At 70.9% G+C, this 24,830-nt stretch carries 23 protein-coding genes; 10 read left to right on the top strand and 13 right to left on the bottom strand.

From position 1 onward, the window contains the following. The first annotated feature begins 51 nt into the window (after positions 1–51). From AB0M80_RS10925 to AB0M80_RS10910, 4 genes are all read left to right on the top strand, one after another. The gene (locus AB0M80_RS10925; protein ID WP_364561933.1) at positions 52–1,257 is read left to right on the top strand and encodes an Ig-like domain-containing protein; all 1,206 of its coding nucleotides are present in this window, start codon (positions 52–54) and stop codon (positions 1,255–1,257) included. Between the two features lie 180 nt (positions 1,258–1,437). After that, positions 1,438–1,737 (top strand): hypothetical protein, encoded by a 300-nt coding sequence (locus tag AB0M80_RS10920; protein WP_364561930.1) that lies wholly within the window; start codon positions 1,438–1,440, stop codon positions 1,735–1,737. Between the two features lie 4 nt (positions 1,738–1,741). Then, positions 1,742–2,293, top strand: a complete 552-nt coding sequence (locus AB0M80_RS10915; RefSeq protein WP_364561927.1) for a SigE family RNA polymerase sigma factor — start codon at positions 1,742–1,744, stop codon at positions 2,291–2,293. Between the two features lie 5 nt (positions 2,294–2,298). Continuing rightward, a complete protein-coding gene (locus tag AB0M80_RS10910; protein ID WP_364561924.1) occupies positions 2,299–2,775 on the top strand; it encodes a hypothetical protein in 477 nt (158 codons plus the stop codon). 49 nt (positions 2,776–2,824) lie between these two features. Here AB0M80_RS10910 and AB0M80_RS10905 read toward each other — a convergent pair whose 3' ends face one another. Then, positions 2,825–4,162 carry an MFS transporter gene (locus AB0M80_RS10905; protein WP_364562062.1) on the bottom strand — a complete coding sequence of 446 codons (1,338 nt, stop codon included), beginning with the start codon at positions 4,160–4,162 and terminating at the stop codon, positions 2,825–2,827. 234 nt (positions 4,163–4,396) lie between these two features. Between AB0M80_RS10905 and AB0M80_RS10900 the strand changes: the two genes are divergently transcribed. Continuing rightward, a complete protein-coding gene (locus AB0M80_RS10900) occupies positions 4,397–4,990 on the top strand; it encodes a PaaI family thioesterase (protein ID WP_364561921.1) in 594 nt (197 codons plus the stop codon). Positions 4,991–5,035: 45 nt separating this feature from the next. Here the strand turns inward: AB0M80_RS10900 and AB0M80_RS10895 are convergent, their stop codons facing one another. The 11 genes from AB0M80_RS10895 to AB0M80_RS10845 all read right to left on the bottom strand — a co-directional run bounded on the left by AB0M80_RS10895 (position 5,036) and on the right by AB0M80_RS10845 (position 17,586). After that, entirely contained in the window at positions 5,036–7,693 is a 2,658-nt protein-coding gene (locus tag AB0M80_RS10895) for a tetratricopeptide repeat protein (protein WP_364561919.1), read from the bottom strand. Between the two features lie 55 nt (positions 7,694–7,748). Continuing rightward, positions 7,749–8,723 carry a glutamate ABC transporter substrate-binding protein gene (locus tag AB0M80_RS10890; RefSeq protein WP_364561916.1) on the bottom strand — a complete coding sequence of 325 codons (975 nt, stop codon included), beginning with the start codon at positions 8,721–8,723 and terminating at the stop codon, positions 7,749–7,751. Next, entirely contained in the window at positions 8,720–10,138 is a 1,419-nt protein-coding gene (locus AB0M80_RS10885; protein ID WP_364561913.1) for a hypothetical protein, read from the bottom strand. The genes AB0M80_RS10890 and AB0M80_RS10885 overlap by 4 nt, the downstream gene beginning before the upstream one ends. 181 nt (positions 10,139–10,319) lie before the next feature. Further along, on the bottom strand, positions 10,320–11,456 hold the full coding sequence (locus AB0M80_RS10880) for a histidine kinase (RefSeq protein WP_364561910.1): 1,137 nt from the start codon (positions 11,454–11,456) through the stop codon (positions 10,320–10,322). Positions 11,457–11,473: 17 nt separating this feature from the next. Then, a complete protein-coding gene (locus AB0M80_RS10875; protein ID WP_364561907.1) occupies positions 11,474–12,736 on the bottom strand; it encodes a GAF domain-containing protein in 1,263 nt (420 codons plus the stop codon). 95 nt (positions 12,737–12,831) lie between these two features. Continuing rightward, a complete protein-coding gene (locus AB0M80_RS10870; RefSeq protein ID WP_364561904.1) occupies positions 12,832–13,635 on the bottom strand; it encodes a thiamine pyrophosphate-dependent dehydrogenase E1 component subunit alpha in 804 nt (267 codons plus the stop codon). Then, positions 13,632–14,666 (bottom strand): NAD(+)/NADH kinase, encoded by a 1,035-nt coding sequence (locus tag AB0M80_RS10865; RefSeq protein WP_364561902.1) that lies wholly within the window; start codon positions 14,664–14,666, stop codon positions 13,632–13,634. Before AB0M80_RS10865 ends, AB0M80_RS10870 begins: the two co-directional genes overlap by 4 nt. Positions 14,667–14,839: 173 nt before the next feature. Next, on the bottom strand, positions 14,840–15,064 hold the full coding sequence (locus AB0M80_RS10860; protein WP_364561900.1) for a heavy-metal-associated domain-containing protein: 225 nt from the start codon (positions 15,062–15,064) through the stop codon (positions 14,840–14,842). A 64-nt stretch (positions 15,065–15,128) separates the two neighbouring features. Next, on the bottom strand, positions 15,129–15,332 hold the full coding sequence (locus AB0M80_RS10855; protein ID WP_013222289.1) for a cold-shock protein: 204 nt from the start codon (positions 15,330–15,332) through the stop codon (positions 15,129–15,131). 208 nt (positions 15,333–15,540) lie between these two features. Then, positions 15,541–15,714, bottom strand: coding sequence for a hypothetical protein (locus tag AB0M80_RS10850; RefSeq protein WP_364561897.1), 174 nt, complete (start codon positions 15,712–15,714; stop codon positions 15,541–15,543). A 213-nt stretch (positions 15,715–15,927) separates the two neighbouring features. Then, a complete protein-coding gene (locus AB0M80_RS10845; RefSeq protein WP_364562059.1) occupies positions 15,928–17,586 on the bottom strand; it encodes a thiamine pyrophosphate-dependent enzyme in 1,659 nt (552 codons plus the stop codon). Between the two features lie 135 nt (positions 17,587–17,721). Between AB0M80_RS10845 and AB0M80_RS10840 the strand changes: the two genes are divergently transcribed. Further along, complete coding sequence (locus AB0M80_RS10840) at positions 17,722–19,002, top strand: hydroxyacid-oxoacid transhydrogenase (RefSeq protein WP_364561894.1); 1,281 nt, start codon at positions 17,722–17,724, stop codon at positions 19,000–19,002. Beyond that, positions 18,996–19,409, top strand: a complete 414-nt coding sequence (locus AB0M80_RS10835) for a thioesterase family protein (protein WP_364561890.1) — start codon at positions 18,996–18,998, stop codon at positions 19,407–19,409. The genes AB0M80_RS10840 and AB0M80_RS10835 overlap by 7 nt, the downstream gene beginning before the upstream one ends. A gap of 644 nt (positions 19,410–20,053) precedes the next feature. Here AB0M80_RS10835 and lanKC read toward each other — a convergent pair. Next, positions 20,054–22,618 carry a class III lanthionine synthetase LanKC gene (lanKC, locus tag AB0M80_RS10830; protein ID WP_364561888.1) on the bottom strand — a complete coding sequence of 855 codons (2,565 nt, stop codon included), beginning with the start codon at positions 22,616–22,618 and terminating at the stop codon, positions 20,054–20,056. A 443-nt stretch (positions 22,619–23,061) separates the two neighbouring features. Here lanKC and AB0M80_RS10825 point away from each other — a divergent pair, with 443 nt between their 5' ends. The 3 genes from AB0M80_RS10825 (at position 23,062) to AB0M80_RS10815 (ending at position 24,813) form a co-directional block, all read left to right on the top strand. Next, positions 23,062–23,427: a hypothetical protein gene (locus tag AB0M80_RS10825; RefSeq protein WP_364561885.1), complete on the top strand. Its 366-nt coding sequence runs from the start codon at positions 23,062–23,064 to the stop codon at positions 23,425–23,427. A gap of 22 nt (positions 23,428–23,449) precedes the next feature. Beyond that, on the top strand, positions 23,450–23,821 hold the full coding sequence (locus AB0M80_RS10820) for a hypothetical protein (RefSeq protein WP_364562057.1): 372 nt from the start codon (positions 23,450–23,452) through the stop codon (positions 23,819–23,821). Positions 23,822–24,096: 275 nt separating this feature from the next. Continuing rightward, positions 24,097–24,813, top strand: coding sequence for a trypsin-like serine protease (locus AB0M80_RS10815; protein ID WP_364561882.1), 717 nt, complete (start codon positions 24,097–24,099; stop codon positions 24,811–24,813). The last annotated feature ends 17 nt before the right edge of the window (positions 24,814–24,830 follow it).

Here is a 24,830-nt window from a genome sequence, read left to right as displayed (position 1 = left end):
GCGGGGCGTCTCGGAGAGGGGAAGCACCAAAAGGGGCAAAGGGGAATAGGTGTGACGGTCAGGATTTCCACGCGGCGCCGGGGCGCTGCCGTGGCACTGGGCTTGGTCGCCGTGCTCACGCTGGGGGCGTGCAGCAGCGAACCGACGGTCTCGGCGAGCGGCACCTCGGGGGGTGGCCCGACCCAGTCGCCGGCGCCCGCCGCGCAGCCCGCGAAACTGACGGTGTCGCCGGCGGGCGGCGCCCAGGACGTCGCACCCGGGGAGCCGGTCGGCGTCCAGATCAGCGACGGCACGATCCTGTCGGTCACGCTGACCAACCCGGAAGGCAAGCAGGTCCAGGGGCAGACGTCGGCGGACAAGAAGAGCTGGAACACCACCGAGCAGCTCGGCTACGGCAAGACCTACACCTGGTCCGGCCAGGCGCAGGGCGCCGACGGCAAGAACGTGCCCATCGCCGGCGCGTTCACCACGGTCAAGCCGAAGCGCCAGATGGCGGCCAGCCTGAACGTCGGTGACGCCCAGACGTACGGCATCGCGATGCCGATCGCGCTGACTTTCCCGAGCCGCGTCACCGACAAGGCCTCCGTCGAGAAGGCGCTGTCGGTCGAGACCACGCCGAAGACCGAGGGCTCCTGGGCCTGGCTGAACGGCGACACCTCGGTGCACTGGCGGCCGAAGGAGTACTTCAAGCCCAACACGCAGGTGAAGGTCAACGCCAAGATCTACGGCGTCAAGATCGGCGACGGCGTGTACGGCAAGCAGGACGTCTCGGCCAGCTTCGCCATCGGGCGCTCGCAGATCGTCAAGGGCAACACCACGCAGCACACCATGCAGGTGATCCGCGACGGCCAGCAGATCGCCGACTACCCGGTGAGCTACGGCCTCGACTCCGACCCGGGCCGCGTCACCCACAGCGGCGTGCACGTCGTCATGGGCAAGCAGGCCACGTACGCGATGAGCAACCCGAAGTACCACTACGAGAACGTCGTGGTGCCGTGGGCGGTCCGGATCTCGAACAACGGCGAGTTCATCCACGGCCTCGCGGCTTCGGTCTGGGCACAGGGCAAGAAGAACGTCTCGCACGGCTGCCTGAACCTGTCGCCCGCGCGCGCCAAGGAGTACTACGACGGCGTGCTCACCGGCGACCCGGTCGAAATCACCGGCAGCACGCAGACGCTGACTGCGAAGGACGGCGACTACAGCGACTGGACCTACGACTGGGCGAGCTGGCAGAAGCTGTCGGCGCTCGCCCGCTGAACCACCAAGGAGGACCGGGCGGCCGGGAAGTCCACTGCGGGCTTCCCGGCCGTTCGTGTTTTCCGGAGGTTTTCCGCCGAAAACCCGCGAAACCCGATGCAACCCCGGTGATCACCCGCCGCATGACTAAGGGCAGAGGCGCGGCGATCCCCTGCCGCGCCGCGAGAATGAGGAGCTGTCTTGCGTATCCGCATCGCCCTGACCCTCGGCGCGCTCGTGCTCGCCGGTGGCGCCCTGACCGGTGGCATCGCGCTGGCTTCGGAGGCGCAGGCGCCGGCCCCGACCACCCAGGTGACCCGGCCGGGTGAGCCGACCGTGGCTCCCGCGCCGGTCAGCACCCGGCCGAACGTCCCGGCCGTGTCTACCGCGCCGACCGAGGCCCGGCCCGCCCGCACGGGCCCGGCTCCGCGCGTCCCCCGCGCCGTCCCGGCCGGGCCGACCGGTGACCTGCACCTGCCGGCCGTGTGGGAGACCCGGTAACCAGGTGATCTCCCGCTCCCGTCCGTCGACCGGGCCGGGCTCGCCGTGGGACGGCGAGTTCGCCCGGTACTTCGGCGAGCGCGCGCACAGCCTGCGGTCCACGGCCTTCCTGCTCTGCGGGGATTGGCACCAGGCCGAGGACCTCACGCAGGCCGCGCTGCTCAAGCTCTACCTCGCCTGGCCGAGGCTGTCGCGCCACGACGCCTTGGACGCCTACGCCCGCAAGGTCGTGCTGCGCACGTTCCTCGCCGAGCACCGGCGCAGCAGGTGGAAACGGGAGCGGCTCACCGACGCCCCGCCGGAGCTCCCGGCGGAACCCGCCGCGAGCGGCCAGGACATGCTGGTCCGGCAGGCACTGGCGGTCCTGGCCCCCAGGCAGCGCGCTGTGCTGGTGCTGCGGTACTTCGAGGACCTGAGCGTCGAGGAGACGGCGCAGGCCCTCGGCTGCAGCACCGGCACGGTGAAGAGCCAGGCCTCCCGCGGCCTGGCCACGCTGCGCAAGCGGCTCGGCCCGCACTACGCGCTGACCTTTAGCGCACCCACGGAGGGGAGGTGACGAACATGGACCCCGAAGACGACGTCCGCGCGATCCTGACCGGCGCGGCCGGCGGCCCGCAGCCGCCGATGCGCCTCGAAGCCGCCGACGTGATCGAACGCGGCGGCCGGGTCCGGCGACGGCGCAAGCGCCTGGCGGTCGCGGGCACCTCGACCGCGACGGCGGTCGTCCTGGCGGTGGCCGGTTTCCTGGCCGGTCACCGCGCCGGGCCGCCGGAGCCGGTCGAGCCGGCCGGCCCCGGACTGTCCACGATCGGCACCACTTCGCCCGCCCCACCGGCCGCGGAACTCCCGGTCCCGGCGACGTCGATCGCACCGTCGGTCGCGCCGGAACGCACCTCGCCGCGCACGCCGCACACGTCGGTCCCGCAGGCGCCGTCCGCGATCCGTCCGACGAGCCGCCCGACGCCGACGACCGCACAACCCTCCTCGGGTCCGGTCGAAATGCGCCCCGCGCCGACGGTGACGAGCACCTCGCGGTAGCCCCGCCCGGTGATCCGGACGGGGCACACGCCTTGCGAACGCGAGACGCTCAACGCTGAGCGGTCGCGCCGGACAGGGGCTTGCCCCCGGTGTCCTCGGTGTCGATGTCCTCCATCGGCACCTGCGACGTCTCCGGGATCCGGATGATCGGCAGGATCGCGATCACCGCCGCCGCCATCAGGTAGTACGCCGGCCAGTCCTCGTTGCCGGTGCTCTTGATCAACGCCGTCACGATGACACCGCAGGTGCCACCGAACAGCGACGTCGAGATGTTGTAACCGATCGCGAACGAGCCGTAGCGCACCCGCGTCGGGAACATCGCCGGGAACGTCGAGCCGATCACCGCGAGCATCAGCACCAGCAGGATCGCCACGATCAGGAACCCGACGAACAGCCACAGGATGCTGCCGGACTGCATCAGCTTGAGGCAGGGCCAGCTCAGCACCAAGAAACCGATCGCCGCGGTGAGCAGCAGCGGTTTCCGGCCGATCCGGTCGGACAGCGCGCCGAGCGGGATGATGATCGCCATCTGGATGACCTCGACCGCGATGATGATCAGGGTCGAGGTGTTGTCGTTGATCTTCAGCGTGTCCGTGAAGTACGTCGGCATCGTGGTCAGCAGCAGGTAGTCGGCGACGTTCAGCAGCAGCACGATGCCGATCAGGTTGAGGATCATCCGCCAGTTGCGGACGAAGATCTCCTTGAGCGGCGCCTTCTTCGGTGCCTCGCCCGCAGCTTCCATCCGGCGGAACTCGGGGGTGTCCTCGAGCTTGTTCCGCAGGTAGAGCCCGATCAGGCCGAGCGGCAGCGCGACGAAGAACGGGATCCGCCAGCCCCAGGCGTCGACCTGCTCGGGCGACAGGGACAGCGTCACGGACAGCACCACGAGGTTGCCGAGCACGTAGCCGGCCAGCGTGCCGAGCTCGAGGAAGCTGCCGAAGAAGCCACGGCGCTTGGTCGGCGAGTACTCAGCGATGAACGTCGCCGCCCCGCCGTACTCACCGCCGGTGGAGAAGCCCTGGATGATCCGCAGCAGCAGGATCGCGATCGGGGCCGCGATGCCCATGCTGTAACCACCGGAATACGTGGGCAGGACGCCGACCAGGAACGTGCAGCCGGACATCAACAGGATCGTGATGGCGAGGACCCGCTTGCGGCCGATCTTGTCGCCGAGCGGCCCGAAGAACGCCCCGCCGAACGGCCGGACGATGAACCCGACGGCGAGCAGCGCCAGCGACTTCAGCACGGCGTTCCCCTCGCCGGGGAAGAACTGCGTGCCGATGCTCACCGCGATCGCACCCGAGGTGAAGACGCCGTAGTCGTACCACTCGGTGGCGTTGCCCATGGCCGAAGCCCACACGGCGCGCTTGACGGTTCTCTCGTCCACTGACGGTTTGCCCGTCGTTGCTGCTGGTTCGCTCATGCCGGCGACGACTCCTCCCGTGCAGTGCCCATTGGGCCGTTCGAGCTCATCCGCCCAGTCTTGACCGGGTCTCCGGCGTCGGCAGCCTGAGCCGACAATTGTCTACAGTGGGGAACTTTCCGGCTACCGAGAGAGGTGGGCGGCTCGCCGTCCCGGGCCGCGCGCGCCGACCGGCTACCCGCCGGTTAACGTCAGCACATGAGTCGTGTTTCTCAACCCTGGCCGCCGGTGGCCGTGGAGCCCGCGGTCCCGCACCCGAAGGCGCCGGAGCCGGGCACGGAGCTCGGCGTGCACTTCGCCGAGTGCTTCGGGTGCGGTGACGAGGCCGACGCCGGGCTGCACCTGCGCTCGACCGTCGGCGAAGGCCAGGTCGTGCACTCGCGGTTCACCGTCACCGCGGCCCACCAGGGCGCGCCCGGGCTCGCCCACGGCGGCCTGCTGGCCTGCGCGTTCGACGAGGCGCTCGGCTCGACGGTCGGCAACCTCATGCGCCGCCCGGCGGTCACCGGCAAGCTCGAGACGGACTTCCGGCGGCCGGTCCCGGTGGGTTCGACGCTGTTCATCGAGGCCCGGCTGGACGGCATCGCCGGCCGCAAGATCTACGTCAGCGCGGACGGCCGCCTCGACGCCGAGGACGGCCTGATCGCCGTCAGCGCGCGGGCGCTGTTCGTCGTCGTCGGCTTCGAGCACTTCAACACGCACGGCGACCCGCAGGCGCTGGAGAAGCTGGCCGCGCAGCACGAGAAGAACCAGCGGGAACGCGGCGAACGCGACTGGGAGATCAACCCCTGACCTCGGTGTAAGCGGCACTTTCAGGTGAAAGTGCCGCTTCCGGGCTCAGGTGAGGGTCCGCGGCCGGATGGCGTTGGCCCGGTCCACCAGCTCGACGCGCTGCTCCATCGTGCCCGCCAGCCGCGCCAGCGCCCGGTAGCACCGCTCGAGGCCGAACCGCAGCTCGCGCTCTTCGAGCGGGCACCCCAGCACCCGCGCTCCCGGCGTCGGCTTGCCCTGCTTGAGCCACTCGTGCGCGGCTTCGAGCACGTTCGCGCTGAGCCGGGTCTGCCGTTCGACGTCCAGGCGAAGGCGTTCGAGCCGGGCCGACGCGTCGAGGAGGTCGTGCTCGGTGACCGGGGTCTCGCGGCCGTTGGCCTTGGTCGCCGTCGTCTTGATCTTGATCGCCGCGACCTGCGCGTCGACGTAGTGGGTCGAGGACGGCGGCACGGTCTCGAGCACCTCGACCGCGCTGGCCCGCGCGCCCTGCGCCAGGTAGACGCGGGCGAGGCCGAAGGCGGCGCTGACGTAGGTGCGGTCGGTGCGCCAGACCAGCTCGTAGAACCGCGCGGCGGCGAAGTAGTCGCCGACACCTTCGGCGCTGATGCCCAAGGCGAGCTTCGGGGCGATTTCGCCCGGCAGGTCGTCGTACACCGCTTCGAACGCGACGTGCGCCACCCGCGAACGGCTGCCGGCCAGCTCGATCAGGCCGCGGTACCAGTCGATCCGCCAGTCGTGCGGGAAGCCGTTCTTGATGGCCAGGTACTGCGCCGCCTGCAGCTGCCGCTGCGCCTCCGCGAGCTCGCCCAGCTCGATCCGGGCGCGCACGATCCGCAGCCGCACCTCGATCGACTCCCGCGGCGCGCCGGCCAGCGCCTCGATGGCCGCGCGCGGGTCGAGCGCGGTCGTGGTGGCGAGCACGCCCGCCGCCGGGTCGTCCGTGTCGACCTGCGGGATCGGCAGCCCGGCGACTACTTCGGCCGCGCCGGGCAGCGGCACGCTGGCGCCCGCCTCCGGCACCACCAGCTGCACGCCGAACGTGCGGCTCTCCGGGCCGAACACCGTGGACGCGCCGGGCCGCGGCTTGCCGGTGCCCAGCGCCATGATTTCGCGCAGCACCCCGGTGAGCTGGTCGGCCATCTCTTCGGCGGAGAGGAACCGCCGGTCCGGGTCGGCGTGCGTCGCGCGCCGCAGGAACCGGTAGTACGAACCGAACAGCGCGAACAGCGGGACCGCGTCCGGGCCCGGCAGGGTCGTCTTGAACTTGGTGGTGTAGCCGGTGAATTCGAAGCTCAGCACGGCGAGCGTGCGCCCGACGGTGAACAGGTCCGACACCACCGACGCGCCCTGCGTCGGCAGTTCCGGCGCGCTGTAACCGGTGGTGAAGAACAGCGGGCTCTCGTAGTCGTCGGTCCGGCGGACCGCGCCGAGGTCGATCAGCTTCAGCTGCTCGTTGGTCTGGATGACGTTGTCCGGCTTGAGGTCGCAGTAGAGCAGGCCCTGGCTGTGCAGGTAGCCGAGCGCAGGCAGGATCTCCAGGCCGTACGCGATGACCTGGCCGATCGGCAGCGGCTCCGGGCGGCGGCTTTCCCGGTGGTGCGCCAGCGCGAGCTGGCGCAGCGACTGGCCGCCGACGTACTCCATGACGATGTAGCCGACGGTCGTGCCGCTGTGGGCGTCCGGGTGCTGTACGAAGTTGTGGATCTTGACGATGTTCGGGTGCTCGACCTCGGCGAGGAACCGCTGTTCGTTGGCCGCGGCCGCCATCGCCGTCGCGTCCCCGGTGTCGATCAGTCCTTTGAGGACGACCCAGCGGTCGCTGACGTTGTGGTCCTGCGCCAGGTAGATCCAGCCCAGGCCGCCGTAGGCGATCGCGCCGAGCACCTCGTACTGGCCGCCGACGAGCTCGTGCGGCTGCAGCTTCGGGACGAACGAGAACGGCGCGCCGCAGTTCTCGCACTTCCCTTCCGGCACACCGGGTTCGCCGTCCTTGCCGCGGCCGACCTTCGCGTTGCAGCTGCCGCAGAACCGCTTGTCCTCCGACACCACCGGGTTCGTCAGCACCGCGGACGCGGGGTCGCGCGCGGGCACCGGCGGCACCTCGACCAGCCCGGCGCCGAGCCGGCCGCGCCGCGACCGCGACGTCCGCGACGACGTCCGCCGTGAAGTACCGGGGAACGAGCCGGGGCCGGAGCCCGAGCCGCTGCCGGTGCCCGTTCCGGTGCCGGTTCCGGTGCCCGTGTGCCGGCCTTCGCTGGTGCGCTCGGGCAGCACGCTTTCGGTGCCGGGGTCCGGCAGCGGGGCCCCGGGGCCGGTGTCCGGCCGCGGCGTCGGCGGCCGGATGCTCTGGGTCTCCGGCGCCGGTGCCGCGAGCACGCTGGTGGGCTGCGGCGCGTCGGGGTCCGGCCGGAGGGCCTGCGTCGGCTGGACCGGCGGCGCGACGGGGGTGATGCTGCCCGGCGGGCGGGTCGGGTCGTCCGCGCCCGGGATCGGCGCGCGTGCGGCGGACGGCTGCCCGCGCGGCGGCGTCGGCGGGCGGCGCACGGGCGCGTGGAAGACGGTCTCTTCCCCGCGGGACGGCTCGCCGTCGTCGAGGCGGCCCGAGATCGACGGCTCCGGCGTTTCCCAGCGCACCGGTGGCGGCGGTTGCCAGCTCGGCGTGGCCGCCTGCTGCGGCTCGCCGTCCGGCGCGGCGTGCCGAGCACGGCGCGGCTCCTCCGACACTGCTACCTCCCAGATCCCCGACGACGTGCGGGCATCGATCCTAGTCGCGACCGGCTCACTGGTACTGCGGCTGCGGCGGCGAAGCCGACCCCAGCGAAGGCTCCACCCAGTGGCGGTAGCTGTTCTGCCAGGCGCCGCTGTTGCGGATGTTCTCGAGCACGGCGTTGACGAACTTGACCATGTCTTCGTTGTCCTTCGGCACGCCGATGCCGTAGTTCTCCTGCGTGAACTGGTCACCGACGACCTGCAGCGTCGGGTCCTGCGCGGCCATCCCGGCGAGGATGGTGTCGTCGGTCGAGACCGCCTCGACCTGGCCCTGCTGGAGCATCACCAGGCAGTCCGACCAGTTGTCCACCGAGACCGCCACCGGCTTCGCCGGATCCGTCGCGATCTTCGCCAGCGACGTCGACTTCTTCGCCGCGCACACCTTCTTGCCGCTCAGGTCGGCCAGCTTGGTCGCCTTCGACTCCTTCGTGACCAGCAGCCGCTGCCCGGCGACGTAGTACACGGAGGAGAACTGGACGTCCTTCTTGCGCGCGCAGGTGATGCTGTAGGTCCGGACCACGATGTCGACCTGGTGCTGCATCAGGACGTCCTGGCGCTGCGACGAGGTGATCGCGCGGAACTGGACGTGGCCCTCGGGCGCGCCGAAGATCGAGCGGGCGATCTCGTTGACGAGGTCGATGTCGAAGCCCTCGAGGTTGCCCGAGGTGGGGTTGCGGAAGCCGAACAGGTAGGTCGTCTGGTCGACGCCGGCGATGAGCTTGCCGCGTTCCTTGATCTTCGCCATGGTCGAGCCACTGGGGATGGTCGTGCCCTTGTCCGGCGAGAGGCTGGCGAGCGGGTTGCAGCTGGTGTCGCTGCCCCCGCCGGCCGCCGCGTCCGGACCGCCGACGTGCGCGGGCTGCGGCCAGGCCGCGTCGCCGACCGGGGCCGGGTCGACCGGTTTCCCGGGGCTGCCGCAGGACGCCGCCAGCAGCGCGACGACCGCCAGGACGCCCGCCCGGACCGTGATGCCCCGCCTGTTCACCGGTACTCCCTCAGTCGCTCCCGGATCCCCATGGTGACACCCGCCGCGGCCACGATGGCCAGCACGGCCAGGCCGGGTGCGAGGAACGTCAGCGCGCGATCGCCGTTGTGGGTGTCGTCGAGGAATTGCTGCCTGCCGACGTCGATGGCCGCCTGGAGGCTGTCGTCGAGCCGCCGGAACGCCGGTGCCGAGCCGTCGGTCTTGTCCTCCAGCACGGCGAAGTCGACGGCTTCCTGGTACTGGCCGGCGTCGTCCTGGGCGCGGACTTCCTTGTGCGCCTTCAGCCAGTCGTTCGCGGCCTTCGTCGCGTCGGCGACCTTCGCGACGCCGTCGCCGTCCTTGATCAAGCCGCGGGCTTCGCCGAGCAGGCCGCCCTGGCCGTCCGGGCCGACGAGCTGGGCCGCGTTGGCGCCGAAGTCCTTCTCGTACGCCGCGCCGTCGCCGCGGGCGACCAGCGTCAGCGTTTCGTCGGCGCGGGCCTGCAGCGCGGCGATTCGCGCGCGGACCAGCACGTCGACGCGGTGCGAGCCGTCGTCCTGGCCGCTGCCGACCAGGCTGCCCTGCACGACCAGCGCGACCGCGCCCCACAGCAGGGAAACCACGACGGCGGCCGTCGCGACGACGAGCCCGACGTTGAGCAGCCGGTTGGTGCGCCGGGTCAGGTAGACCTGCGCCGCGACGAGCGCGGCCAGCAGGGCGACCATCAAGATGGTGGCGAGCCACGGGAAATCGGTGGCGCCGTCCTGCTCGTCGATCAGCCGCTCGGTGTCGACGCGGTAGAGGTCCTGGGCGGCCGGGAGGATCTTCGCCCGCATGAGCTCGGACGCCTCGCGGAGGTAGGACGCGCCGACCGGGTAGCCGAGCCGGTTGTTCGCGCGGGCCGTCTCGACGAGCCCCGTGTAGACGGGCAGCGACTGGTTGAGGACGTCGACCGGAGCGGCCGCGTCGGCGACGTCCGAAGCGTCGGACGCGGCCTTCGCGAGCGCGGCGCCGGCTTCGGCGACGTCACGCTCGTAGCGCTGGCGGAGTTCGGGCGGCTCGGTGCCGATGGAGAGGAACGCGCTCGCGGCGGTCGCGTCGGCGTCCGAGAGCGAGCGGTAGACCTGCTGCGCCGCGGCGGCGAGGGGCTCGCGGTGGTCGATGACGCCGGTGATCGCGTCGTCGCGGTCCTGCACCGACAGCGTCGCGGCCAGCCCGGCCACGAGCGAGAGCAGCACCAGCCCGACGGCGATCACGGTCAGCCGGCCCGGCGTGGCCCTGGTGGACCGGATGATCGCGCGAACCCCCTGGCCCGGCAGGTCCAGCAGCCCCAGCAGGCCGCTGCGGCTCCGGGCGCGGTCGCGGCCGTCCGGTGGCGACGGTGGGGATCCCGGCGCGGGCGCCGTGGACCCCGGGGCCGTCGCAGTGCTGGTCATCCCCGATTCCTCCCCCTGCCATCCGGGGCTTCGCCCCAGGCCGGGAGCTTCGCCACCGCCCTGAGCCCCCGAAAGCCGTACTCGCAGAAGGTAGCCGAGTCGCGGGGCGCGCAGCCACCGGCACCGCCCGCCGTCATCAGCACGTGATCTCGGCGTACGTGTTCCGGCGCACACCCGGTGATCAGGCCGGCACCTCCGCCAGGACGCGCCAGTCGCCGTCTTCCGGTCCCGACGTCAGTGCGCCGCCGGCGAGGGCGAGCCGTTCGCGCATGCCGGCCAGCCCGAATCCTTCACCTGTCCGGGTGAATGCCCCGAGGGCGTTGCGGACGTCGAGCCGGACGACGCCGGATGCGTAGCTCAGCCGCATCCGGACGTCCTCACCCGGCGCGTGCTTACCGGCGTTCGTCAGGGCTTCCCGCGCGATGCCGACCAACGCGACGACCGCCGCGGACGGCAGCGGCCGGGTTTCGCCGTCCGCGTCGAAAGCCACGGTGACGCGGTGGTCGCGGGCGTGCGCGGCGGCCGTCGCGGCGAGGGTTCCGGTGAGCGGCAGGACGTCCCGGCGGAGTGCGGCGACGGCGTCACGCGCCTCGGCCAGCCCGTCCGCGGCGAGCCGCCGCGACCGCCGGACGGCGCGCAGCGCACCGTCCACATCGGACCGCTCGGTGAGCAGCGCATCGGCGAGTTCGAGCTGCACCCCCAGTGCGCCCAGGGAATGCGCCAGGACGTCGTGCAGCTCGCGGGCGATCCGGGTGCGTTCGTCGAGCGCGGCGGCGCGAGCGTGTTCGGCCTGCGCGAACCGCGTCTGCTCCAGCAGCGCCTGGGCCTGCGTCGCCTGCACCTCGTACTGGCGGCGGTTGAGCCCGAGCAACACCAGCAGCAGCATCACCCCGGGGTCGGCGAGCGTCCCGCCGAGGGACTGCCCGGCGAGAGCGTGCGACGTCACCGCCAGTGCGATGTCCAGGAGGCCGAACCCGAGGATGGTACCGACGCTGACCGACGTGAGCGTCGCGAGCCGGCCGAGGGCGATGACGGACAGCAGGATCGCCGACGAGTCCCCGGCCCGGCCGACGATCGCCGCCGGCAGCGCACTCGCGACGGCCAGCAGCGCGGCCGCCGTCTTCGGCCGCCGGGGCGCGAGGAGGACGAAGCCCAGCCAGCAGGCCGTCGCGACGCCGTAAGCGGTCCAGATCCCCGGGTCCGTCTCGCGTGCGGTGAGCAGCGTCGCCGCGAAGAAGAGCGTGCCGAGCAGCTGCACCACGAGCCAGCTCGGCGCGATGGTGTCCGGCAGCAGGCGACGTTTCGGCACGACGCCCATCTTCCCCGGTGGGGACGTCAGCCGCGGATCGCCGGGGCGAGCGAGTGCGGGAGCACGGCTTCGGGGTCCGGCGGCCGGCGGACCACCACCTCGACGTCGTCGGCGAAGCGGTACGGCTTCGCGCCGAGGATGCCGCCGAAGTGGCGCCGCAGCCGGGACATCTCGGCGCGGACGGTGACCGTGCGGCCGGCGTCGCCGAACAGGTCGGCCGACAGCTCGGACGCCGACCGGCCGTCGCGGTGGCTGGCCAGCACGTACAGCACCTCGGCGTGGCGCGGGCTGAGCCGGTGCGTCCAGGTCCCGGCCGCACTGGCCACGGTGAGCTCGGGCTCGCGCGGCGACCGGACGTCGAGCACGACGCGGATGGGCGGCGCGGCCTCGTCCTCGGTCAGCCGGATCAGCCAGCCGCCGGGCACCGGCTCGACCGTGCAGCCGCCGTACGCCGGCAGCCAGACCCGGCCGGGCCCGAGGCCGGTGGGCAGCGCGATCCGGTCGGCCGGCGCGAGCCCGGCGGCCGCGGCGACCCAGCCGTGTTCGTCGGCCACCATCGCCCGACCGCCGACTTTCGCCAGCACCGGGACGGCGAAGCCGCGAAGCCGTTCGAGCTCGGTGAGGTGGGTGGTGCGCAGCTGGGCCTCCGCGAGCCGCGTCACGGCGTCGACCAGCGCCAACGTCGTCGCGTGCACGGTCGAGGCCGCCCCGGAGAGGTCGACGACGCCGAGCAGCCTGCCGTCCCGCGGGTCGTGCAGCGGCGCGGCCGCGCACGTCCAGGAGTGCTGGGCCCGTACGTAGTGCTCGGCGGAGTAGATCTGGACCGGGCGGCGCGCGACCAGCGCGGTGCCGATCGCGTTGGTGCCGACGGACTCCTCCTGCCAATCGACGCCTTCGACGAAGCCGAGCCCGTCGGCGCGACGCCGGACGGCGGCGCTGCCGTCCCGCCAGAGGACCTTGCCGCCCGCGTCGCCGATCACCATGATGTGCGCGGCCTGCTCGGCGAGGCTGATCAGCCCGCCGCGCAGGATCGGCAGCGCCGCGGCCAGCCCGCTCGCGCGGCGGCGAGCTTCCAGCTGTTCGAAGGTCAGGACGGGCGCGGCGGCCCGGCTGTCCGGGTCCAGGCCCAGTCGGCGCATCCGCTGCCAGGACGCGCCGATGACGGCCCGCGGACGGCTGGGCAGCGCCCGGCCGCTCAGGGCCGCTTCGTGCACTTGCGCGAGGACACGGGCGTGCCGTCGGGGATCCGCCCCGGCCGGCAACGCCGCCTCGAGGTCTCGCTGCCCCAACTGCCGCTCCTTGCGCTCTTGCCTCCTCGGAGTCTGCCTTTTCGATCCGGTGATCGGAAGGTGGCGCACATCGCGGTCAGCTTGTCCCGTTCCGGTCAGTACGAGACATAACCGTCGGTCTCCAGCTCATCCGACGGGGATTTCGGCGCGGACTTCGCCTCGCCGGCGGCGTCCTCGACGAGCGTCGCGACTTCGGCGTCGATGTCGTCGAGGACGTATTCGGCCAGCTCACCGGTGTCGGTGACGCGCGCGCGGAACCGCTGGAGGCAGTCGAGGCCGCCTTCGACGGACCGGGGGAAGCCGGTCTCGATCAGCGTCGGGCCACCACCTCCGCGGGCCCGGTCGACCGCCTCACCCGCCGCTTCGTGGACGGCGAAGAAGTCGGAGCCGTCGACAATCACACCGGGCACGCCGAGCCCTGCCACCCGATCGGCGTAGCCGGCATCCTCCGCGACGAAGATCACGGGGAGATTCCAGGCGGACGCGAGGTTCAGCGCTTCCAGCGTCGTCGCCGGGCTGGCGGCGCCGTCACCGAGGAAAGCCACGCCGACGCCGCCGGTCTTCTGCTGTTTCGCGGCGAGCGCGGTGCCGCAGACCAGCAGCGGGACACAGCCGAGCGGGCCGTCCGAGAGGTCGATGATTCGTCCGGAGCCGGTCTTGCGCCCCTGGATCTCGGCCATGATGGCCCGGACGCCGACACCCTTGGCGATGCGGTGGCCGTGGTTGCGGTGGATGCCGGCGATGGCGTCACGGCCGTCCAGGTGGCGGCAGACGCCGGTGGCCAGGGCCTCCTCACCGGCGTACCGGCTCCCGAACTCCGGGAAGTCCGCGCGCACGCACTCTTCGAAGACCCGGATGGTGCGCATCACGCGATACGCACCCCGCAGGGCGTCCGTCATCTTCGACGCTCCTTCCCCAGTTCGGTATCCGTGCGCAACAGCCCTTTCCGCGCCGCCTCCGCCATCGCCGCCCGGACGTCGACGACCCACGGCCCGTCCGGCTTGAGCTCGACGAACGCGCTCTCCCCGGTCTTCAGCTCGAGTTCGCGCTCACCGTCGAGTGCGATGACCCCGCCCGCCGCGGCGAGCTCGACGCGCACGCCGGGGTGGAGGACGCCCCAGCCACGCACGCCGACCGGCCGCACGAGCCCGGGCGCGATCGGCGCGTGCACGACGTACGGCGTATCCCCGACCGGGCCGAGCTGGAGCGCGACACCGTCCGGGCTCGACCGCGGGCTCGGACAGAGCTGGCCTGGAATGCTCGACAGACCGATGCCGTCCGGCTCGGCGAAGGTGCAGTACAGCTCGGTGAGCGACGACGGGTCCCACAGCGCCCGCGCCCCGATGTGCCTGCTCAGCGACACGCAGACGTCGACGAGCGCGATCTCGCGGCGCGCTTTCGTGACGACCTCGAGCACGCTGGCGCGGTGGGTGACGAGGTCGGGATCGATCTGCCCGGTGGCGATCAGCCCGGCGGCGAGGCCGGCCACAGTCGCCTCCCGCATCTGCGGGAAGACGTTGTTGGTCCCGGTGGAGAGGGCGATCAGCGGCACGTCTTCGCAGGCCGCGGCGGCAACGCGGGCGGTGCCGTCCCCACCGAGGACGACGATGACCCCGGCGCCGGCCTCGACCATCCGGCGCACCGCGTTCGTCGTGTCCGCGGCGGTGCCGGTGATCGGGTCGTCCTCGCAGAAGTCGACCTTCGGCCAGGCGCCACCGCGCCCGAGCGCGCGCAGGACCGCGGCGGAGATCCCGCCGAGATCGGTCGAGACGAGAGCCCGGTCGAGCCCGGTGACGGCGAACGCCGCCAGCAGCCGCTGGACCATGTTCGCCTTCTCCGCGGTGGGGAACACCGACGCCTGCGCGACCAGCCGGCGGATGTCCCGCCCCGAAGCGGGGTTCGCGACGATCCCCGCCACCGTTTCGCCCACCTGACCTCCCGTTCTTTCACCGGAGGACAGGAGACTCCGTGATCCGGTGGAGCGGAAGGGTTGCAGGGCGTTGCAGTGTCGTTCGTGCGCGCTACGAAAGCGACGCAAATCACACGGGGTGTCTCACCCGGTGATTTCCAGTGGACTGTCCACGCTGGAGTTGCCGGGAGGGGCTACGGGACCAGGTCGACCACACCCTCGTAAGTGAAGCCGGCTTCCTCGATGGCAGCGCGGACGTCGCCCTCGGCCAGCGCGGCTTCAGCGCGCACGCGGACCCGGCCGGCCGGAACGTCGACGTCCACTTCGGCCACTCCGGGCAGCGCCGCGACTTCGTCGGTCACCGACTGGGCGCAGTGCCCGCAGCTCATCCCGGAAACGGCGTAACCGTGCTCGATCATGGTGCGCAGCCTACGAAAAAGGCCGCCACCCCGAACGGGTGACGGCCCTTTCCCAAGATCAAAGTCAGATGACGGTGACCGACGTGGCCTGCGGGCCCTTCTGGCCCTGGCCGATCTCGAACTCGACGCGAGCGTTCTCTTCCAGGCTCTTGAAGCCGTTACCCTGGATCTCGCTGTAGTGAACGAAGACGTCGCCGCCACCGTTGTCGGGGGTGATGAAGCCGAACCCCTTCTCGGAGTTGAACCACTTCACGGTGCCCTGAGTCATAAAAAATCTCCATGTGTAACACAAAAAAACAGGAAGCCACTTCGGCCACCCGGGTCAGTACCAGGACGGTTTGCTTCCTCGGCGAGGAGACACTACGCCCGCTGAATTCTGCGAGCGTGACTCAACACGAACACAAAAAACGAGACCTTAAGTAGTAAAGCACACCATCGCCAGGGCGGACAAGCCGTCTTCACCCCGGCAGGGTGAGCTATTCGCCACTCGCCGGGCGCAGCCCCTCGCTCGCGAAGGGCGAACGCCACGTCGCGTCGCGGTCCGCGGCCACCACGGCGTCGTCGTGGACTTCCGCGCTGGCGCTGAACTGCACCGGTACGACGCCGGAGACCTTCCGTGCCGGTTCGGAGGCGTGCTGGTGATCGGTCACGTCGAAACTCCCCTCGTTCCCTGCCCGCTTCGGCGCGGGTCATGACCGTGATGGTGCCAGGCGGCACCGACAGAAACCGGTTGTCTCCCGCCGGGACCCGGCCGGGAAGGTTCAGCGGCGAACCACCACCGGAACACCGCCAGGTTACCCGAGCCAACGCCCTGCTACCACACGAAATTCCCGGCTTTGCCGGAACGAAACACGACAAAACCCTTACTGGGCGGGCGGTTGCGGCCGCGCCTGGCCGAGCAGGGCCGAAATCCGCACGTCGGGAGTCACCACGTCGGGATCCGTGCGCACGTCGATGACGCACGGCCGCTGCCGCACCAGCGCACTGGCGACGATGGGCTCGAGCTCTTCACGATCGTCCACCGTGTACCCGGCCGCGCCCAGTCCACGCGCCCACGAAGCGAAGTCGGTCAACGGGATGGAGACCCCGGTGAGCCTGCCGTACGTGCGGGCCTGGTGCATCGCGAGCGCGCCGTGCACGCCGTTCTGGAAGACGACCACCATCACCGGTGCCCGGTACCGGACGGCCGTTTCGATCTCCTGGCCGGTCATCAGTGTCCCGGCGTCCCCCACCATGGCCACGACGGTCCGCCGCGGCTCGGCCAGTTTCGCCGCCACGGCGGCCGGCACGGCGTAGCCCATCGCGGCGTTGCTCGGGCCGAGCTGGCTGCGCGGCGCCGTGAAGCACCAGTAACGGTGCATGAACTGCGCGAAGTTGCCCGCGTCACTGGTGACGATGGTGTCCTCGGGCGCCAGCTTGCGCAGCACGCGGACGACGTCGACCGGGTGCACCCGGGTGTTCCCGCTGGTGTCGGGCGGGGTCATGAAGGTGTGGACGGCCGCGTTCGCCGCCGAAGCCCGCCTCGCCCGCGGCGACGCCACCTCCCGCAGCTCCCGCAGGAACGGCTCGACCTCGGAGTCGACGCGGAACGTCAGCCCCCGCCGCTTCGGGCTGACGTCGATGCCGGTGCCGACCATGACCAGCGTCTGCTGCGCCGTCGGATAGCGGTAGGCCTGTGTCGTCACCTCGTCGAGCTGGGTGCCGAGCGCGAGCACGAGGTCGGCGCGCTCGAGCGCGTCCAGCTGCCGGGCCGGGATGCCGAGCCCGAGGTGCCCGGCGTAGCGGGCGTGGTTCTCCGGGAAGGCGTCCTGCCGCCGGAAGGCGTTGTAGACGGGCAGCGCGAGCTCGTCGGCCACCGCGATCAGCTCGTCCCGCGCCGACCGCGCCCGGCCGCCGACGATGACCACCGGGTACTTGGCCTCGTCCACCAGTTGCGCCACGGCGTCCGCCGAACGGCCCAACGTGCCGGACGCCGGTGGCCGCACCCGCGCCATCGGCTTCGCCGCGTCGTAGGGCATGCCCCAGATGTCGCAGGGCACGCCGAGCACGATCGGCCCCGGCCGTCCTTCCTGCGACGTCGTCAGCGCGTGCGCGAGCAGCCCCGGCAGGCTGTCCGGGTCGGTCACCCGCAAGGTCGACTTGGCGATCGACTCGAACATGGCCGTGAGGTCCGACGTCGGCAGCTCCCCCGACGACGACGGCATCGGCTCGGTCGCCGGCGTCTCCAGCAGCACGACCATCGGCGTCTCGTCCTGGTACGCCGTCTGGACGCCGATGGCCAGGCTCGCCGCGCTCGGCCCGCGGCTGGCGAGCAGCACGGCGGGACGTTCGGTGAGCTTCCCCTCGGCCTCCGCCATGAAGGCCGCGCCCGCGTCGTGACGCGCCGAGACCAGCGTGATCTCCCGCTCGCGTTGCAGGGCGTCGAGCAGTTCCAGGAAGGACTCACCGACCACCGCGTATACGCGGCGGACACGCGCCTCGGTCAGGATCCGCACGGCCGTCTGGGCGACGGTCGCTCCCAGTTGGTATCTAATGAGGAGAGCTTAGGCGGGCACCGTTCAGTGCAGTCAAGTGATCTTCGCCGAAACCCGGTAAGGATGGGCTGAATGTCCGCTTTGACCGACTGGTAGCCGATCAAGGGAGCGAGGACCACCGACTTGGCCGCGACGGAACATGAAACCGTTTTTACTTATGGTGCCCCGGCGTTGAAGTACGGCACCGGCGCCAGCGACGAGATCGGGTACGACCTGACCCAGTACGGCGCGCACCGCGTGCTCGTCGTGACGGACCCGCAGGTAGCCGCAACCGGCTGGCCGCGCCGCATCGCCGACGGCATCGCGGGCTACGGCATCGAGACCGAGATCTTCGACGGTGTACACGTCGAACCCACCGATGTCAGCATGCAGAAGGCGGTTGACTTCGCGCGCGGAACCGGTCCGTACGACGCCTTCGTCGCCGTCGGTGGCGGGTCGGCCATCGACACCGCCAAGGCGGCGAACCTGCTGACGAGCAACGACGGCGACCTGATGGACTACGTCAACGCCCCCGTCGGCGGTGGCCGCGCACCGGACCGCCCGCTGAAGCCGCTGGTCGCGGTGCCCACGACCACCGGCACCGGCTCCGAGAGCACCACGGTCTGCGTCCTGGACGTGTTGTCGCTGCGCGTCAAGAGCGGGATCAGCCACCTGCGGCTGCGCCCGACCCTGGCCGTCGTCGACCCGCGGCTCACCGTCAGCCAGCCGCCGGGGGTGACCGCCGCCAGCGGCATGGACATCCTGTGCCACGCCGCCGAGAGCTACACCGCCAAGCCGTACACCGAGTTCGAGCGCAAGCGCCCGGAACAGCGCGTGCCGTACTGCGGCTCGAACCCGCTGGCCGACATGTTCGCCGAGCAGTCCCTGCGGCTGCTGTCGTGGGCCCTCCCGGCTGCCGTGCGCGACGGTTCCGACCTCAAGGCGCGTGAGGCCATGGCGCTGGCCGCGACGTTCGCCGGGCTCGGGTTCGGCAACGCCGGCGTGCACATCCCGCACGCGAACGCCTACCCGATCGCCGGCCAGGTCAGGGATTTCCACCCGGACGGCTACCCGGGCGACGAACCCATGGTGCCGCACGGCATGGCCGTCTCACTGACCGCGCCCGCCGCGTTCCGCTTCACCTTCGACGCGGCACCGGACCGCCACCTGCGCGTCGCGCGCCTGCTGGCGCCCGACTTCGAGTGGCCCGGCGACTTCGCCGACCACCTGCCCGCGGTGCTGATCGACCTGATGCGGCAGATCGGCATCCCGGACGGCATCGGTGCCGTCGGCTACACGGAGTCCGATGTGGACTCCCTGGTCCAGGGAACCCTCAAGCAGCAGCGGTTGCTGGCCACCGCGCCGCGCGAGGCGTCCGCGGAGGACCTGTCGGACATCCTGCGCGAGTCGGTGTCGCTGTGGTGAACGGGTACCCGCACTGGCAGACGGTTCCGCTGCGCTGGAAGGACAACGACGTCTACGGGCACGTCAACAACGTCGTGCACTACTCGCTGATGGACACCGTGATCAACACGTGGCTCATCGAGCAGGGTGGCCTCGACATCGAAGCCGGGGCGGTGATCGGGTTGTGCGTCGAGTCGCACTGCGGGTATCACTCATCGGTTTCCTTTCCTGGTTCGCTGCGGGTCGGGTTGCGGGTGGCGCACCTCGGGAAGTCCAGCGTCCGCTACGAGATCGGGATGTACGCAGCCGACGAGTCCCTGGTCGCCGAAGGGCACTTCGTGCACGTCTTCGTGGACCGCGAGTCCCGCCGGCCGGCTCCGGTTGCCGGCAAGTTGCGCGAGGCACTGGAAGCACTGCAACCCGGATGACGTACACCGCCGCCGGTTCACCTCCTTCCGCCGGTGTCGAGTCCGGGCCGTGTTCTTCCCGCACTTCCGATCATGCACCACGACGGCGACAGAACCGGCCGATCAGCTCGAGTTGTCCACAGGCCCCGCGAACATCGGCGAGTTGTCCACAGATTTCCGGCGAGGGGTTCCGCGGCCCTCCGACGGCGATAAGCTGGAAAGCGCATGAAATCGGTCCACAGTGGACGAGCAGTCTCTGCACCGAGCAGTTGGTAACACGGATGGCGGCCTAGGCGTCGATCCGGTTGCGGCAGCAGAGTGGTCAGCAGACGGCTTGGAAGTGGTTTTGGGCCCGTCGCCGGAAGACGCCCCGGCGTCGGTCGCGGAGCCACGCACAGAAGTGGACTCACAGTGGTTGCGCGTCCGCTCCCGGCAGGCGCCCCTGCGAGCGACGCGCCACTGCCACACGCGGTCTGGTGGAGATTGCGGATTCGTCGCCGGAAGGCGCCCCGCCGACAACCACACCACCACCCGCAGACGGCCTGGTAGAGGTCGCGGATCCGTTGCCGGAAGGCGTCCCGCCGGCGGCCGCACCCCTACTGCAGGCGGCGGGCCCCTAGTACTGGGTGGCCGGCTGCCTGCACCGGCCGTCGTGGCGCCACCGGTCAGCGACCGGTGGCCGGCTGGGATGGCGTACTCCCCAGGAAGGGCAACACTTCCTGGCCGTCAAGAAGGGCAGCGAGAGAAAGGAGGATCCCCGCGCTGCCCGTCTTGACGTCCATCGACAGGCGCAGCAGCCCGTTTCCCGGGAAGGCGAGGCCGTCCTTGTACGGCACCGCGTACCAGGCCAGCCACCCCAGGTGCTGGTCGATCGCCGCGCGGATCGGCTGCTCCGCGTCCGGGTTCGTGGCCAGTGCGACCGCCAGTCCGCACCGGCCGTTGAGCAGGCCCGGGTGGACGACGAACTCGCCACGGCACGATTCGCGCAGAGCTGGGACGCTCTCGCAGACCTCGGCGTCCGGGCGGTGGCGCGCCAGCTGCTCGGCGACCAGGAGGATCCCGGCGCTGCCGACGCCGGCGTAGGGCGACGTCCGGACAGAGCCATCGCGAACCTGCAGCGAGCCGTCGTCGGCCTCGATGCATTCTTCGAGGTCGCGGCACAGCGCCTGGTCGGCGAACGACAGCCAGGCCGGCTCGCCGGTGCGTTCGAAGAGCCGGAGGAACAACAGCGCGGGCCCGGACCAGCCGGACAGCAGGCCGGCGCGGGCGGAGTTCCCCGGCGGCGCCGCGGTCTCCAGTGCTTCGGCCAGCCGGACGGCCGTGGTCAGCGCCTGACGGCCGAACTCGTTGTCCTGACGGACCGTCGCGAAGTGCAGCATGGTCAATCCCATGCCGGCGAGGCCGCTCTCCAGGGAATGGTCGGTCGTCTGCTCCACGAGCCGCGCGGAAGACGCCAGCAGCTTGCCGGCCTCGTCGTGGTACCCGAAGTGCTCCAGCACGTACGCGACACCGGAGCTGCCGTCGTAGAAGCCGGGCCGGGTCGGCGGGTCACGATGGACCGATTCGAGCAGCCAGCGCTCGTACTCGGGGAAGCGACCGGCGCCGGTGACGTCGAGGGCGTGCAGCACGCCCGCAGCACCGACGCCGAAGCAGGCACCGCCGACGCGGAACTGCTCGATGTCCCCGGGGAACAGCCGGTCCTGGCGCGAGGGGGTCGCGCCGGCCAGGATCGCCTCGGCGATCTGCTTGCGGACCAGCGACCAGTCCGGTTTCTCCTGGTCGAGCTCGGGGTGGCCCGACGCCGGCTCCGCCGGTACCTCACGCCGGGCCAGCGCCGCGACTGCGGCATCGGCGTACCCCCCGGGCAACGCGAACCGGCGTTCGACGAAGCCGGCGAAACGACGCAGCTTCGCCGGAGCGAGCTCTAACAGCGGCGATAGCGGGAGGAACAGCCACAGCCTCAACGCCGCGACCGCGTGCTCGTCGATCTCGAAGCCGGCGCGATCGGCCGGAGCGCGGAAGCCGGGCGCACCCGGTGCCGGGCGGTCGCCGGACTCGACGTCGAACGCCGTCTCGAAGTCGGTCAGCGAAATCCGGTCGTGGTGGTCTTCGTCGATCAGGATGTTGAGCGGGTGCAGGTCGCCCAAGACGATGCCGCGGGCGTGGACCTCCTCGATCGTCTTCTGCACTCCCGCGACGATGTCCAGCGCGCGGCGCGCGTAGGCGGCGAGGTCGCCGACCGTCGTGCTGCGCCTGGTCAGCGGGTAGTTGCGGGTCAGCCAGTCGGCCAGCGAGGTGCCTGGCAGATACTCCATGACCAGGTAGTGGCGCTCCGAGGCAGTGAACCGCTCGAAGACGCGTGGCACGCCCGGGACACCGGCGAGCCGATTGAGCACCTCGTGTTCACGGCGCAGCCGTTCGACGGCGTCGGTCCGCGCTTCGTCGAGGCCGGCGTACGGACGGGCCTCCTTGAGGACGACTTGGTCACCGCCCGCCTCGGGGTTGGCGAGGTAGCTGCCGCCGCCGTTCGAGACGCGCAGGGGGCTCGCCATCCGGTAGGGGAACCGGGCCGGGACGCCCCCTTTGCTCGCGGAGATACCGCTATGCAGACAAGCCGGGATCTTCACCCAATCGGGCACGGAGAACGTCGAGCCACACTTGTCGGGCACCAGCCTGCCGTCCGGCTTGCGGACCGCCGGGACGCGGTTGCCCGCGTGTTCGACCCACTGTTCGGCGAATCCGCCGTAACGCACGTAGACGGGCCCGTCGCCGTGCGGCAGGCCACTCGGAATACCAGGCCCGTGCTCACCCTTGAGCCGCACCGACAGGTCCGCAAGCACCCGCTCGAGTTCGTTGTGATCGACCGGGTAAATGGTCGCCAGCTCGCACCCACCGACACTGGAGGCATATTTCGAATTCCGCGCGAGCAGGGTCAGCACCGAGCGGAGGTGCCGGCAAGAGACCTGGTGCTCGATACAGCTCTCGTACACCTGCGCGAGCACTCGGCGCGCGTTGTCCAAGCCGGCGGAAACGTGGATCTGCCAGCCCTGAGCGGGGAGAACCCGGCCTTCAGGGCGCACCTCGCGCCAGACCCCGCGATCGGTGGCGGCCCAGCCGACGTCCGGAGCGGGGAACGCCGTGGCGAAACCGTCGACCGGCGCACCGTTTTCCTGCAGTTCGTCGTAGAACAACAGGTCGGCGAAGCAAAAAGCTTCGTAGCGCAGATCCATCCGAGATACCCCTCCGTGCGACGCCCCGGGCACACGGTCCTGGGGCAATGCATATTGCCCCACGTCGAACGCCCTGCGCCAATCCGCCAACCCGGCAGTTCAACTGGGCTATCCGAGGTAGGCAAAAAGGACCCTTATCTACCAGCAGGTGCACTCAGGGTGATCTTTGCTAGCCGAACTACCACACCATAGTGGCGTAACATGAAGCTCTTTCCGGCATTTCCCCAGGTCCACCGTAGGATCCGGCAGGATATTTCGCCGAATTGGCAGAATGCCATCAAGCTCGGCCCGTGATCGATTTTCCCAATAGGCGCCGATCGCGTAGGCGTGCCGGCTACGCAGGACCCCGGTGGTGGCCCGCGCCACGCTCGCGGTACCTCGGCGGACGGGCCGACCGGTACCACGGAGTAAGTTGGCGACCGGCGGACCGGAAGGAGGAACGGGTGGTCTTCGGATTCGCCGTGACGGTTGCTGTGGCTGCCACGCTCGTCGCGCTCTGGAGCTTCGTCCAGTCGGCTCGCAACCGGCTTCCGGACAACCCGCTCCTGATCGCGCTCGCGGCCCTCGAACTGCTGCTGGTCGTGCAGCTGGTGATCGGGATCGTGCTGCTCGCCGGCGGGGACCGGCCCGGCAGCCTGGCGACTTACCTGGCCTACCTGATCGGCTGCCTGGTCGTGCTGCCCGTCGGCGCCGCCTGGGCGCTGGCCGAGCGGAGCCGGTCGAGCACCGCGGTGCTCGGCATCGCCTGCCTGGCCATCCCCGTGATGGTGCTGCGACTGAACGAGGTGTGGAGTGGAGCAACAGCGTAGGACGGCCAGCGGCCCCGGACGGGTGCTCGTCGCCGTGTACGCGATCTTCGCGCTGGCCGCGACGTCGCGGGCCGGCGTCCAGATCGGCACGAAGTTCCACGAAGCCCCGCTCGCCTACCTGCTCTCGGCGTTCGCCGCGGCCGTCTACATCGTCGCGACGATCGCGCTGGCCCGCCGTGGCGACGACTGGTGGCGCGTGGCCCTCGTGGCCTGCTCGATCGAACTGCTGGGCGTGCTGACGATCGGCACGCTGAGCCTCGTCGACGCGGCCGCCTTCCGGCACCCGACCGTCTGGTCGGTCTACGGCGAGGGCTACCTGTTCATCCCGCTGGTGCTGCCGGTCGTCGGGCTGTACTGGCTGCGGAAGACCGCCCCGGCGAAGATCGCCGCCTGAATCTGACTCCTCCACCGCCGAACACCTCTCTGACCGGCGCGGTGTCCGGCCGATCCGCTCGCCAGACCTCGGCCGTCACCGCCATGTCTCCCGCAAGCTCTGGGTCGAGCGCGGAACAGTACGGGAACTGCAGGTAGTCCACATCCGGAAATAAATACGGATTCGACCGGCGACTTTCGTCGGTTCCGGACATTCACCGAAAACTCGGACAATCGTCGAGTTCGGTCCCCACCGGCTTTCCCCGTGCGGTTCTCCCCGCGCGAAAAGGAGTGAGCGTGAAATTCGGCAAGTTCGTCCTGCTGGCCGCGAGCACCGCACTGGCCGTCGTCGGCCTCGGCGGTCCGGCGGCCGCCGACAGCACCCCGCAGGCCCAGCCGTCGATCATCGGCGGCAGCACCGCCACGAGCGGCCCCTGGGCGGCCCGGCTGTTCGTCAACGGCCAGCAGAACTGCACCGCGACGATCATCGCCCCGCAGTACATCCTCACCGCCAAGCACTGCGTCAGCAGCTCCGGCACCTACACGTTCCGCATCGGCAGCCTGGACCAGTCGAGCGGCGGGACGATGGCCACCGGCTCCACCATCACGCGCTACCCAGGCTCCGCCGACCTGGCGATCGTCCGGCTCACCACCTCGGTGAACGCCACCTACTCGCCGCTCGGCAGCGTCGGTGACGTCTCGGTCGGCCAGAACGTCTCGGTCTACGGCTGGGGCGCGACCAGCCAGTGCGGCTCCGAGATCAACTGCCAGTCGCGGTACCTGAAGGTCGCGACGGTGCGGGTGAACTCGATCAGCTGCAGCGACTACAACGGCGGCGTCGCGGTGTGCGCGAACCGCGTCAACGGCATCACCGCCGGCGGCGACTCCGGCGGCCCGATGTTCGCCTCCGGTCGCCAGGTCGGCGTCGCGTCGACCAGTGACCGGTCGAACAACACCGCGTACACGAACATCACGCGTTATCGCAGCTGGATTTCCCAGGTGGCCGGGGTCTGATTCCCGGAGGCCCGGAA

The organism is Amycolatopsis sp. NPDC051045 (assembly GCF_040682955.1).
GTDB lineage: Bacteria > Actinomycetota > Actinomycetes > Mycobacteriales > Pseudonocardiaceae > Amycolatopsis.
Note: the sequence above shows the minus strand (reverse complement) of the source record. Positions and strands in the feature narration are given on the sequence as shown.